This window comes from Chryseobacterium hilariae, assembly GCF_051400735.1.
In the GTDB taxonomy this organism is placed as follows: Bacteria; Bacteroidota; Bacteroidia; order Flavobacteriales; family Weeksellaceae; genus Chryseobacterium.
Genome location: NZ_JBLFFJ010000002.1, coordinates 374,562 through 388,118 on the forward strand (window position 1 = coordinate 374,562; position 13,557 = coordinate 388,118).

9 protein-coding genes are annotated in these 13,557 nt (G+C 35.5%); 5 read left to right on the forward strand and 4 right to left on the reverse strand.

Annotation, left to right across the window (positions count from 1 at the left end):
• Positions 1-103: 103 nt before the first annotated feature.
• Both ACMGDK_RS08530 and ACMGDK_RS08535 read left to right on the forward strand, forming a co-directional pair.
• Positions 104-2,365: an FIDD domain-containing protein gene (locus ACMGDK_RS08530; protein ID WP_436807544.1), complete on the forward strand. Its 2,262-nt coding sequence runs from the start codon at positions 104-106 to the stop codon at positions 2,363-2,365.
• Positions 2,366-2,481: 116 nt separating this feature from the next.
• Entirely contained in the window at positions 2,482-3,219 is a 738-nt protein-coding gene (locus tag ACMGDK_RS08535) for a nucleotidyltransferase domain-containing protein (RefSeq protein WP_436807545.1), read from the forward strand.
• Here ACMGDK_RS08535 and ACMGDK_RS08540 read toward each other — a convergent pair.
• The 4 genes from ACMGDK_RS08540 to ACMGDK_RS08555 all read right to left on the reverse strand — a co-directional run bounded on the left by ACMGDK_RS08540 (position 3,216) and on the right by ACMGDK_RS08555 (position 10,171).
• Positions 3,216-5,414, reverse strand: coding sequence for a peptidase domain-containing ABC transporter (locus tag ACMGDK_RS08540; RefSeq protein ID WP_436807546.1), 2,199 nt, complete (start codon positions 5,412-5,414; stop codon positions 3,216-3,218). The genes ACMGDK_RS08535 and ACMGDK_RS08540 overlap by 4 nt on opposite strands.
• Positions 5,415-5,434: 20 nt before the next feature.
• Positions 5,435-8,527 carry a lantibiotic dehydratase gene (locus ACMGDK_RS08545; RefSeq protein ID WP_436807547.1) on the reverse strand — a complete coding sequence of 1,031 codons (3,093 nt, stop codon included), beginning with the start codon at positions 8,525-8,527 and terminating at the stop codon, positions 5,435-5,437.
• A gap of 20 nt (positions 8,528-8,547) precedes the next feature.
• Positions 8,548-9,741 carry a lanthionine synthetase C family protein gene (locus ACMGDK_RS08550; protein WP_436807548.1) on the reverse strand — a complete coding sequence of 398 codons (1,194 nt, stop codon included), beginning with the start codon at positions 9,739-9,741 and terminating at the stop codon, positions 8,548-8,550.
• Positions 9,742-9,892: 151 nt separating this feature from the next.
• Positions 9,893-10,171 carry a class I lanthipeptide gene (locus tag ACMGDK_RS08555; protein ID WP_436807549.1) on the reverse strand — a complete coding sequence of 93 codons (279 nt, stop codon included), beginning with the start codon at positions 10,169-10,171 and terminating at the stop codon, positions 9,893-9,895.
• A 193-nt stretch (positions 10,172-10,364) separates the two neighbouring features.
• Between ACMGDK_RS08555 and ACMGDK_RS08560 the strand changes: the two genes are divergently transcribed.
• The 3 genes from ACMGDK_RS08560 to nadC are packed head-to-tail and all read left to right on the forward strand — an operon-like array spanning position 10,365 to position 13,463.
• On the forward strand, positions 10,365-10,991 hold the full coding sequence (locus tag ACMGDK_RS08560; protein WP_436807550.1) for an NAD(P)H-dependent oxidoreductase: 627 nt from the start codon (positions 10,365-10,367) through the stop codon (positions 10,989-10,991).
• 29 nt (positions 10,992-11,020) lie between these two features.
• Complete coding sequence (gene nadB, locus ACMGDK_RS08565) at positions 11,021-12,592, forward strand: L-aspartate oxidase (RefSeq protein WP_436807551.1); 1,572 nt, start codon at positions 11,021-11,023, stop codon at positions 12,590-12,592.
• 10 nt (positions 12,593-12,602) lie between these two features.
• Entirely contained in the window at positions 12,603-13,463 is an 861-nt protein-coding gene (gene nadC / locus ACMGDK_RS08570) for a carboxylating nicotinate-nucleotide diphosphorylase (protein ID WP_436807552.1), read from the forward strand.
• Positions 13,464-13,557: the final 94 nt, after the last annotated feature.

The following is a 13,557-nucleotide window of genomic DNA, read 5'->3' on the forward strand; positions in this document are numbered from 1 at the left end:
ATTTCAAATTGACAATTTAAACTAAACAATTGACAATTATTCATTATATAACACGAATCAAAATAAATATATTTATATCGATAACCACAAAACCGTTTATTTCATGAAAAAAAAACTACTTATTTATTATTTAACTCTCTTTCTTAGCTTCTCAGGACATCTGTTTTCCCAAACTTATCAGCTTACTGGAAACCCTGTCAATACCACAGGCTGGGATCTGGTTTCAAATGCGGCTGTTGACACAGATTTTATCAGGCTTACAACCGATAACGGAAATCTGTATGGCGCTATAAAGCTGGCTACACCTATCACATTAAGTTATTGCGACAAATGGAAGGTAGAATTTGACTTTAGGATTGACGGAAACGGAACACCACAGTTCGGTAGAGGAGACGGATTTACATTCTGGTATCTTGCCAACCCGCCGACAGGATTTGTATCCGGTGGCGGACTCGGAATTCCCGGAAATGCTTCAGGACTGATGGTAGGATTTGATATTTTCAACAATACCACAGAAGGACAGATGAGTAAAGTGCATGTTCTTTATGGCACCAACAACACAGCCGGAAATAATATTGAATACAATACAACACCCGGCAGTACGTTTCACTCTCCCGACCTCAACCCTACTCAGCCGTTTGTAGGCCCAACCTACAAACACGTAGAAGTGAACGGCGAAACAGATCTCACCAACCCTACGAACTGGATTATTAAAATAAAAATTGACGGAGTTCTTATTGCTGACCAATCATTCGCTCCTTCAGGTGCTGCTGTTGGAATGTCACAGGGTTACTTTGGGTTTTCGGCAGCTACAGGAGGCGCCAGCGCAAGACATTCCATCAAAAATGTAAGAGTTTTCGTAGACAAAGTTCCGATCCTGAATGCTACAGTGACTCCATTTGTATGTACCAATCCTGCAACCGGTAACGGAACTGTGGATCTGACGTCTTTCAATGCTCAGTTTGTGAATAATCCGGCAAATTATCTATTCACCTATTATGTTTTAGGAAGTTCAACGCCTATTGCCAATCCTTCAAGCTTTCTGTATTCTGGCGCCACCACAATTAAGGTGGTTATCAAGGATCCAAGCTCTACACTCTGTGATAATGGAGACGGGGTCATACAGCTGAACCCAACACCATTTGCAGCCACTGATGCTTCGCTTACAGGATGTAACAACAACAATGCCGGCACTGCAACATTTGACCTTACTACAGCTGCTTTAACAACAGTACCCGGCTGTACGATGGAATTCTACAATACAATGGCTGACCTGAATGCAGGGATCAACCAGATTCCTAATCCTACAGCTTATGCATCAGGAGCGGCAATACTGTTTGCAAAAGTAACGACTCCTCAGGGATGTGTAAGTGTGGCAAAAGTTACCCTGAATCTTAATCCGGTTGTTGTAGTTACTGATTCATCATTAAGATCATGCTTCCTTGAAACTAACCCTTCACTGGGAACATTCAATTTAAGCAATGCTCCGGTAACAGTATTGACTAGCGCAACAAAAAAATACTATCCATCTCTTGCAGACGCTGAAAACGGAACGAATGAAATTTTAAATTTCCTGACCTACACTGCTCCATCCGGAGTCATTTATATAAAAGTCTTCAATGCACAGGGATGTTATTCTATTGCAAAAGTTACCCTCACTGTTTTATCTCCGGTTTCATCCAGCGTATTAAAAGACAAAATCATCTGTATTGAGGACAAAACCACACTGGATGCAGGCCCTGGATTTAATGGCTACGAGTGGAGCACAGGAGCAACGACACAGGCTATAAACAATGTTGGAGTGGGAACCTACTGGGTAAAATTAAAGACCGGAGACTGTATTACACTGCAGACCGTAAAGGTATATGCTTCAGAGCAGCCTGTGGTTACCAATATTGACATTTCAGGAAGCACAGTAACTGTCTTTGCTAACGGAGGAACACCGCCTTACCAATATTCTATGGATAATATTCAATGGCAGGACTCTAATATATTCACTAATGTAACAAGAGGTGAAACTAAGATCTATGTAAAGGACAGCTATGATTGTGAGCCTATCCTAATCAACATCACAGTTCCTAATTTGATTAATGTGATCACTCCAAACGGAGACGGAGTAAACGATGCCATTGATTATTCTGCCCTTTCTAATAAAAAGAACCTGGAAATTGGTATCTTCGACCGATACGGATACAAGCTTTTCCAGGCTGACAAATCTAACAGATACGTCTGGGACGGCACCACCAACGGAAGTAAAAAAGTTCCGACAGGCAATTACTGGTATTCCATCACATGGAATGAAAACAACAGCAAGAATACACCAATCAAATTCTCAGGCTGGATTATGGTGAAAAACAGGGAATAATACGTATTTTTTAAATATTTAAAATTAAGCCATACAAATATGTATGGCTTAATCTTTTAATAAATTTTCGTCTGTAATAATTTAAAAATAGTTAGTTTTAATAAAAAATAATAGATTTGAAAAATTTTGAAGAAAAGATTATTTCTCATTTAAAAAAAGAAAATGTAAATGGGATTCTGCTCACCGGAAGTTATGCTACCCAAACTCAAACTGAAAACTCTGATATTGACATCAGAATTATCTTTAATAATGATATAAAATACACTATAAAGGGCATAAAATATATTGAAGGATATAAGGTATCCTATTTTGGAGAAAATATAAATATGGTAAAAAAAAGGATGTCCATTGATTTTTCCAGAAACAGTCGCTTTGAAGCAAGATTATTTACTTTAGGTAAAATTTTGTACGATAAAAACGGATGTGTAGAAGAACTCATTCAGTACGCAAAAATCTTCATGGAAAATACGTTTCAGAAAAAACTAACACATGACGACATTATTTTAAAAATGTATTCATTACACGTACGCCACCAGTCTTTAGTGCATACATCTGTTCCAGATCCCATGTATGTGTACAACTATATTTCTTTAATGAAGGCTATTTTGTCCGCTTATTCACTTATTCTTAATTATGAAACGGTAATTGATATTAAGCCTGTTAAAATACTATCTGACAGTTATTATCGTGAAAGAAATCTTTGGGAAGATTTTCCTGACCCAATTTTCGTTGAATTGTGGATAAAAAGTATTACAGAAATAACTCCTATGAACATGGAGATCATTTATAAGTACTTACAAACTAAAACGCTAGTTATAGAAGAAAAAGATTTTGAAGTGGTTTACAGAAATTAGTCCAATTCAAGCTGGTTTTTAATCAATTTAAAATAGGCTCCTTTAAGGCTAACCAGTTCCGAATGGCTGCCTTCTTCTATCACCTTACCATTGTCTAAAACAACTATTTTATCAGCATTCTTCACAGTGGAAAGACGATGTGCCACAATAATGGCTGTTCTTCCTTTGAAAAAATGATTCAGATTATCAATAATCACTTTTTCATTATTTGCATCTAACGAACTGGTCGCTTCATCAAAAAAAATAAAATCCGGGGCTTTATAAATAGCTCTGGCAATAAACAGCCGCTGTTTTTGCCCTCCACTAATGCCTATGCCCTCATTGCCTATTTTGGTATTATACCCCAATGGCATACTGTCTATAAACTCTCTGATATTAGCAACTTCTACAGCATGTCCTAGTTTTGCTCTATCTATATGATCATCACCTACGGCTATGTTATCTGCTATTGTATCATTAAATACATATCCATCCTGCAGTACTATACCAACATTTTCTCTCCACATTCCGGGAGAAATTCGTTTAAAATCGGCTCCAGCTATTTTTATACTTCCTTCCTGAGGTTCATAAAACTTCAGTAAGAGTTTTACCAAGGTCGATTTCCCACTTCCACTTACCCCAACAATTGCTGTGGTTTTCCGGTAGGGAATGGTTAAATTTAGGTTTTCAAAAATATTTTTATACCCTCCAACATATTTATAGGTGAGATTATTAATGACAATATCTCCTTGTGGAACTTCGTCTAAATAATGCTCTGTGTCACTTTCTTCATTATCTTTCTCATGTATTTCATTCAGTCTTTCCAAAGAAATATTGGCATCCTGCAATTGTTTTACAAATGATACAACCTGCCCGATGGGACCATTTAACTGACCAATAATATATTGAATAGACATCATCATACCCAACGTAATATCACCATCTACTACTAGCTTTGCCGATAGAAAGCTAATCACCATATCTTTCATCTGATTGATAAACCCACCTCCTATTGATTGCCATTGATCTAATTTTAAACTCTGAATATTAATTTTGAAAATCTGGACCTGAGTAGATTCCCATGCCCATCTCTTCTTTTGTTCTGCATTATTCATTTTAATTTCCTGCATCCCATTGATAAGTTCTATCACTTTACTTTGAGTCTCTGATAATTGTGAGAAATTTTTGTAATCCAGTTCTTTTCTTTTTTTAAGAAAAAACAGGACCCATGCAGTATACAAAATAGCTCCAATACAGAATACAAAAAACAACCTGTAATCATAGAAAAGCAATATGAAGCTGTAGATAAAAAAATTGACAATTGAAAAAAGAGTAGTCAGAGTAGAAGAAGTCAATAATTGCTGTATTCTTGAATGATCTCCTATTCTTTGCATCAAATCACCCGTCATTCTTGTATCAAAATAGTTGATTGGAAGCCGCATAAGCTTTATAAAAAAATCGGAGACCAACGAAATATTGATGCGGGAACTTAAATGTAAAAGGATCCAGCTTCTCACAATTTCAATTCCCATTCTGCCCAAGTAAAGCATAAACTGAGCAATGAGGATGAGATAGATGAAATTGATATCATTATTCTGGATACCAACATCTACTATACTTTGTGTAAGAAAGGGGAGCAGCAAAGACAATAAACTTCCGGCTAACAAACCAATGGCCAATTGAAATATCAATGCCTTATACTTGAAAGCGTAACGGCTTACAAACCTAATGTCTAATTTCTTTTTTTTATCATCCCAATCTGCCTCATAAAAAGAAGGAGTAGTTTCCAGAAGCAAAGTAATACCTTCCTGAGAATTTTCATTGGCATTATTCCCAATCCAACGTTTTATAAATTCATCTTTCTTAAATGTGAGCAATCCATAGCTTGGATCTGAAACATATACCGTTTCTTCTTTACCTTTTCTTTTTACATTGTAAACAACAACAAAATGCCGTTTGTCCCAATGAACAATACAGGGAAGCTGAATAGCCTCAGCAAGAATTCTAAAATTAACCTTAACTCCTCTTGATCTAAACCCTAACTTTTCTGCTGCAACTCCGAGGTTCAACAAACTACTTCCTATTCTGGTAGTTTGTGTAAGATCTCTTATTTGTTGCAGATTTATGGTTTTTCCATAATATTTACTAATAATTCGCAGACAGGTAGGGCCACAGTCCTTAGCATCCGGTTGTTTATAAAAAGGAAACTTCTTCAAAGTATAATTTCCAGGTTTAGTTATTTATGTAATGATACTGAATTTATTTCTCTTGCTATAATTGATTGGTATTTCTTATAGAGAAAAAAGTATATTCTAAATTCATTAAAACGCTGTTTTTCCGAAAACAACCTATTTACAGCCATATGGATGTAGCTTCCTAAAATATTAAAATAATCATCTTTTACATTACCCTTAACAGTAAACAAAATATTTTTTATTTCAGACTGGCTGAAAATACTGATAACCTTATCATCAAGCGCCTCCGTAATGGTAACATCTTTAATTTTTCTAAGTTCTTCATGTAGAGAATTCCTTAAGATCTTATCTCTTTCATAATCAAACTCTTTAGCGAAATATTTAAAATTTCTTTCAAGAAATCTGAGCTTTTCAAGATGATCAGCATTTAAAGTTTCGAGATAGTTTTCTACCATAAAGTAAGCAGCAAAAAATAATTGGTTATAATTTATTGTGCTAAAAGATTTATAGAGATTGTATACCCATCTCGAATCATGAAAAAATAACGTTTCTGATTCAATTATATTTTTATCTTTATATCTTTCCAGTTCCCTGTGATAAGTATCCTGTACAATTCCTGCTATTTTGCCTGATTTTATATAGCGACTAAAAATGGCACTTAAACCGGATACTACGGAAGATGTGATGCTAGGATTGGAAACATAAAGACGGATTCTTAAATGTTGCTTAGGATCTGAATATCTTATGAAAAACCATTTTTCTACTAACCCCTTACTTACCAGTTTCTTTTCAATATAATCTCCTATTACAATCAATAGTTTATTTGAGAATTTATGTCCAATATATACTTTGAAGTATATCCATTCAGAGCCTGGAATAAAAGTCCTGGGAACTCTATCTTTACGTGAGTTTGCTATTTTTAAAGGAAAAGTCTTTTTGTCGGTTTTTTTCACAAATGGAACTACCAATTCTTTATTGTATCTGGTTAGAGATTCATTGTTGGTTTTATCTAGCAGGTTTTCATGCAGAATAATCTGTTTCTCGTTCTTATTAACATATTTCTGGAACAATTCAATTCCTAAATCTGTTGAAAGATCGAGATGAAGAACATTATCACTCTCTTTGAAAACTACGGAGTCATTGAAATGAAGCGTCTTCTTTATTTCTGTAAGATTGTTTTTAAACTGAATAAAATTCTTAGATTTTTTTAAAGCTGCAAAATGATGGTCTTTTATAATCCAATAGGCCTGCTCTATTATAATACCTTTATAAACAACTCTGGGAAGATATTCTTCAATATCCTTCAAAATACCCCAGTCCCAGATCATTTGAGAATCAAAATTCTGAAATTGCATATCACTTAAGAAATGATAGATAGGAAGACCGTTTTTCCTGTAATTATGAGCATTAGACAAACGTGGACGAATTGGCTTGTTCAACTTTTCTGAAAATAAGAACAACTCATTGTTGATCATTTGTATATATAAATCATCTACAAAGATTTTCTGCTCTTCAGGAAGCATAGAATTAGCTAAAAAAGGAATTTCATATTTTCCAAAATATGGTCTAGCTATAACATTACCTACTCTGGCCTGTGGCAAGTGTATTATTTCTGCGTAAATATAATGATCATATCGCTCTTCAATACGCTCATTAAGGTCATTTAACTTTTCATAAAACGCCTGATGAACTCCGCAAAAACGCCCTGACAAACCCGTTATGATCGGAGAATATGAAACCACATGTAATAACGCACCTTCTTTTTTAGGATATGCATTAATCAGATAAGTAAAGCCCGGGCCTGAATTGTCAGTATTGATGTTGCCAAAGTTCTCTTTTATATCCCGATCTGTGATTTCTATATGCTTTTTACCCTGTTTTAAATAGTCATGATACTTTTTCAGAGCAAACCTTGTAAACTTAGTCTTCCCGGTTATTTTCGGATCATATACATCTTTCGTACTGATTGCTGATTTGTAGCCAATTCCGATTTCTTCATCCAATGCTTCCGTCAGTTTCACCTTCCTGTCTTCGTATCGTTCTGAAAATGCCCTCTTAAAAATTTCGAGCTGAGAATACTGAACCGGATAAGATTTTGAAAAAGCAGCAAAAACAGATAATAGTTTCCCCAGATCGGATTTGGCTTCTGAAGATAAAGTATCATCTTTTTGCTGGCTTACAACATCCAGCTGTATAAGATTTTTCTCAGGAATATTAGGAAGGATACTCTTTAATAATTCATGGATCTTTTTATACGAACTGACGTTAGAATGCTGGTTATCAACCTCAGCTAATAAAAATTTTATATCCTGCAAAATACTCTTTAATAATAAAAGCTTCTCATCAATAACCTCCTCTGAAATTTTTGAAACGAAGTTGTACAAAACATCAAGATAATCCAATCCTGTTATATTGACATCAAGATTAGTCACCAGAAATTTGCAAGATATCAGATTGTCAATATGAGCTTCAATATCTTCCTTAGGGGCATCATATTGATTAAGGATCTCAACGATTAAAGTATCATATCTTATCCCCTTTTTAGAAATCTTAATTATAAAATTCAGGAGTTCATCAGATGCTATAGAAACCAGGTGATGAGTCCTTAAACCATTTCTCATTCTATACTCGATGTATCTAAAATCATCCTTAGTTTTATACAGACTTGTATTATTATGAAGAATAAGATGATTCTTTGTACATTCCATTACTGAAATATATTCACCGATCTGAAATAGTACTTCCATATCCAATTTTGGATGATAATTGAGCTGATCAAAAGAAGTATTATCTTTTTCAAAATCAAAACTGCCTTCTCTGAAATTAGCAAACAAACCGAACGGAGTCGCTCTAGCCGAAGCTCTTATATAATATTTCGTCAAAGAATGCAGCATCCTCTTTTTATCTTTATCAGAAAAAACAGAAGACATCGATTTGTATTTAATAACTTCATGATACAAAATATCAGAAGCCAGATAGAGAGCTTCTTCCAATTGATAGTTTAGAGTAAACTGTTCTATAAGATAGTCTAAGACATACTGCTCATTATGAGATTTTACAATATTATAAAACTCAAAAAGCTGATTAATTGGCAATAATGGTTGCCTTGTAGCATAAAAAGTACTTTCGTACATATTTAAAATTTAATTTAAAATTACATCAATAAAGCCTCACCCCATTTAATTTTGGGATTGATCAGTGATAAAAAAGAAAGCCCCACACCACTTATTCCCTGCAAAAATCCAAAATCATTATAATGTTCTGTATTATTATTCCAGGCACAATGCCCTGTAACCAACTTATCATTATCCGTGTTCAATAAGTTAACAGAGATGTTTTTCCAATATTCTGCTTCGTCTTTATATGCATTTCCGTTGTCCAAAAGACTAAACTTATTAAAAATATACATTATTCCTGCAGAACCATGGCAAATAGCTGCATCTCTTACAAATCCATCCTGAAGATCCCTCCGTAAAGCCGACTTTTCAATACATTCCAAAGCTTCTGATTGAAAAGAACGATTCCCTAATGCTTCTCCAACATCCCATAATGCTACAGCAATTCCAAGATCACCATAACACCAGCCCATTCTTGAGCCTTTAGAATAATAATTGGATTTCTGCAGTGCATGCACGGTAGATGGATAAAGAGAGTTTCTTTCATCCTCGTATTTATAATCTATAATTGTTTGTGTTGTATTCTCAATCAACCCTTTCAATATGGTATTATCAGGACTTAATCTGTACGCTTTTGAGAGAATTGATACCACAGCCGGTTGCCCGTGAGCAAGACCAAAATTAATAGATTTCTCCAACTTATGAGGGTCTGTAATTCCAAAAAAAGGCCAATACATCTTACCTTCAGCAGTATATTCTACGATAGAATGAAGCTTAGAGATAATTTCTTTTGCGTAGTCATTCAGGTTCTCTGCATCAGTTAAAAAATAATGCAGAGCACCCATGGCACCGTGAAGAAAATCAAAATTTCCTTTATCAAGTTCTCTAATAGCAAAGTTGTAAATAATTTCATCCAGATCGGATAATACATCTTTAGCCTCAAAATCCACAAACCCCTCTCTATTAAAAAACTTTAAAAGCCATGCAAATCCTGTTGTTCCACTGCTATACTTAATGTCACCGCGCTTAAGACTCGTACTGATATTAAAAAGGATATCAGTAGTAAGCTCTTCTCCTTTATTCAAACTATCGGCATCATCAAACTGATGACCATAATAAAAAGAGAATAAGCTAAGTCCTCCAAGGTCATTCAATAAGCCTGTTCTATACTGTTTTGTATTTATATATAAACTGGTTTTTGCTTTGATGCGTTCCAGTTCTTCAAAAATCATTTCCATTATATTTATCTGATCATACTAAAAAAGGATAACAATACAACTCTGCTATCCTTATTTTCATAAGCAAACTGCATCCACTTAAGATGAATATTTTACCGTTAGGATAATCAGTCTTGAAATGGATACAGCTTTTAAAGTAAGTAAATTAAGTTCTGTTGCATTCAACAGAAACATCCTGAGTATGACCTGTTTGGCACCATCCTGACTCACAATTATTGTTATCACTTACACCACAAAGGTCAGTATATTCAGGATATGCACTACATGGGTCAGTTTCAACCGTACAAGGACGGGAGCACCATTCAGTACTACATTCCAATTGAGTATCCGCTCCTCCGCCTATTACTTTTTGAGCTTCATCATTAGTTAAATTAAGAATATCCTCTTTCTTAATTTCAAGTTTTGTAATTTTTTTCTTTTGCATATTTTAAAATTGTATTGATTCACTAAAAGTATGTTTTTTTCAACATACAGGGAGTATTCTTTTTTGTTAATTTTTTGTTAATGATGAACAAAATTAATTTTTAACTTATTTTTAAAAATCACCTACACTTTTAAAAGAAGAGATATTTCATGATAATTCATTTTTATTCATATTCAATTCTTAAATTTGTCTTATGAATTATTTGGAAGCTTTAAGCAGAAGATATTCTGTGAAGAAATTTAATCATCAGATCATTCCTCAGGATACCCTGCACAATATTCTTGAGTCCGGAAAGCTGTCTGCAAGTTCGCTTGGACTCCAACCTTACAAAGTACTGGTAGTTGAAAGCCAGGAAATGAAACAGAAATTAATTCCAGCTTTCTATAATCCTTCACAGATTTCTACCTGCTCGCACCTCATCGTTATCATTTCAAAGAAAACAATTGAGGAAAGCTACATTCATGGCTATTTTAATCATATTTCCGAAGTAAGGGAAACTCCTGTTGAGAAGCTCGACCTTTTCAGAAAAAGTATTAATCAGCATATTACCCAAAAAACACAGGATGAAATTTTCAACTGGGCAGAAAAGCAGTCTTATATAGTACTGGCCAATTTAATGTATGCCGCCGCTATTGAAAATATAGACTCCTGTCCTATGGAAGGCTTCCGGCAGGATGTGATAGAAGATATCCTCAACATCAATCCTGAGACAGAAAAAGTAACCGTCACTTTGGCTTTAGGCTACCGTTCTGAGGAAGATCATTTTCAACACATGAAAAAAGTAAGAAAACCAAACGAAAAATTGTTTAAATTTATTTAATATTAAACGATCGTACCTAAAGCAAGCATATGATAAAAGCGGATGTATTAGTAATTGGTTCCGGCATCTCGGGACTTTCCTATGCCATTAAAGTTTCTGAACAGCTCCCCGATGCCAAAATCATCATCGTAACAAAATCCGACGAAGACGAAAGCAATACCAAATATGCACAGGGCGGGCTGGCTGTAGTCACCGATTTTAAAAATGATAATTTCGAAAAGCATATTGAAGATACCATGCGTGCCGGAGACGGAGAAAACAAACGCGAGGTCGTAGAAATGGTCGTAAGGGAAGCTCCTACAAGATTCAACGAAATTGTAGAATGGGGCGCCAATTTCGATATGAAAAACGGGGAATTTGCTTTGGGAAGAGAAGGCGGCCACACTGAAAACAGAATTGTCCACCATAAAGATATTACCGGATTTGAGATTGAAAGAGCTCTTTTAGCAACAGCCAACAGCAGCCCGAATATCGAAATCCTTGACCATCATTATGTTATTGATATCATAACCCAGCACCATGTACCGGGAAAAGAAGTAAGTGAAGGCGATATCAACTGCTATGGCGCGTATATTCTTGATGAAAAATCAAAAAAGATCAAAAAGATCACTTCCAAAATAACACTGGTTGCTACAGGAGGAGCGGGACATGTTTATAAAAACACAACAAATCCTACCATTGCTACCGGAGACGGAATTGCTTTTGTAGCCCGCGCAAAGGGCAAAGTCTCCAATATGCAGTACTACCAGTTCCATCCAACAGCGCTGTACAGCAAGATCAACGGAATGCTTTTCCTTATTTCTGAAGCAGTCCGGGGAGATGGTGCAAAATTAAGGACTAAAAAAGGTGAAAAGTTCATGCACAAGTATGATGAGCGTGAAGAATTAGCCTCCAGAGATATTGTAGCCAGAGCCATTGATAATGAAATGAAGATTTCCGGTGATGAATATGCCGGTCTTGACTGCCTGGATATGGATCATGAAAGATTCCTGGAACATTTCCCGAATATTTATAAAAAATGTAAAGAAGAAGGAATTGATCCTTTCACCCAACTCATCCCTATAGTACCCGCATGCCATTATCTGATGGGCGGTATTGAAGTCGACAGGGACGGACAGTCTTCTATCCGAAATCTTTTTGCAGTAGGAGAATGTACCAATTCCGGTTTGCATGGTGCGAACAGGCTTGCTTCAAACTCATTATTGGAAGGCTTGGTCTTTGGACATAATGCCGCTATAAAAACCGTTGCACTCCTCAATGAAAATAATTTTAATTTCGATGATCTTAAAGCTGTTCCGGAATGGGATGAAGAAGGAATGAAGATCATGGATGAAATGGTTATCATAAGCTACCTCAGAAAACAGCTTCAGGAAATGATGAGCGATCTGGTAGGTATCGTGAGAAGCAACAGACGTCTGAATATGGCCCTGCAGAAGCACCAGGAAATTGCAGCAGCTGTGGACGAAATTTACCACTATTCTATTCTTTCACCACAGTTATCTGAATTGAGAAATTTAACAACCGTTGCCCACCTGATCATTACCCAATCTATGGAAATGACTGAAAATAAAGGTGCATTTTATAATAAAGACTTAGTTTAAAACATATATAATGAAAAGACCAGCCTACGCTACAGATAAAGTATTAAAAACATTCATCAAAAATGCCCTGGAAGAAGATATTCAGGATGGTGACCACTCTACCCTTTCCACTATACCGAAGAATCTGGAGCAGAGTGCCAAGCTTCTGGTAAAGCAGGACTGTATTTTAGCAGGTGTTGAGCTGGCAGAAATTATCTTTAAAACTTTTGATAAAGATTTAAAAGTTGAAATCTTCATTAAAGATGGGGAAGCAGCTAAAGTTGGAGACGTTGCATTAATGGTAACAGGAAGCGCAAGGTCTATTCTTTCCACAGAAAGGCTTATTCTGAATTGTATGCAGAGAATGAGCGGAATAGCAACCCTTACTCACGACTGGGATTCCCGATTGGTAGGAACGAAAACAAAGCTCTTAGACACCCGAAAAACAACTCCTAATTTCAGAGTATGTGAAAAATGGGCCGTTGCCATAGGCGGCGGAACCAATCACAGATATGGTTTATATGATATGATTATGCTGAAAGATAATCACATTGACTATAACGGGAGTATTACGAATGCCGTAAAAATGGCAAAAGATTATGTTAAAAGTGCTAAGAAAAAATTAAAGATTGAGGTTGAAACAAGAAATCTTGAAGAGGTAAAAGAAGCCATCAAAGCAAAAGTAGACAGAATCATGCTCGACAATATGAGCGTATCTATGATGAAGCAGGCAGTAGCAATGATTAACGGCTCTTGTGAATCTGAAGCCTCAGGTGGGATTACCCGTGATATGTTAAAAGAAATTGCTTCTACCGGGGTCACATATATCTCTGCCGGAGCCCTCACCCACTCGGCCGAAAATATAGATCTGAGTCTCAAAGCCGTGAAATAGCGTTATATTTTTAATAAAAACAGTCCCTATTTGTTAAAAACTCAATAATATGATTTTTTTCATATAAAAATTCAATTTTTATTTATAAAACTGA

Coding starts and splice junctions, on each gene's coding strand:
- ACMGDK_RS08530 (WP_436807544.1), top strand. CDS start 104: ATGAAAAAAAAACTACTTATTTATTATTTAACTCTCTTTCTTAGCTTC.
- ACMGDK_RS08545 (WP_436807547.1), bottom strand. CDS start 8,527: ATGTACGAAAGTACTTTTTATGCTACAAGGCAACCATTATTGCCAATT.
- ACMGDK_RS08550 (WP_436807548.1), bottom strand. CDS start 9,741: ATGATTTTTGAAGAACTGGAACGCATCAAAGCAAAAACCAGTTTATAT.
- ACMGDK_RS08555 (WP_436807549.1), bottom strand. CDS start 10,171: ATGCAAAAGAAAAAAATTACAAAACTTGAAATTAAGAAAGAGGATATT.
- ACMGDK_RS08560 (WP_436807550.1), top strand. CDS start 10,365: ATGAATTATTTGGAAGCTTTAAGCAGAAGATATTCTGTGAAGAAATTT.
- nadB (WP_436807551.1), top strand. CDS start 11,021: ATGATAAAAGCGGATGTATTAGTAATTGGTTCCGGCATCTCGGGACTT.
- nadC (WP_436807552.1), top strand. CDS start 12,603: ATGAAAAGACCAGCCTACGCTACAGATAAAGTATTAAAAACATTCATC.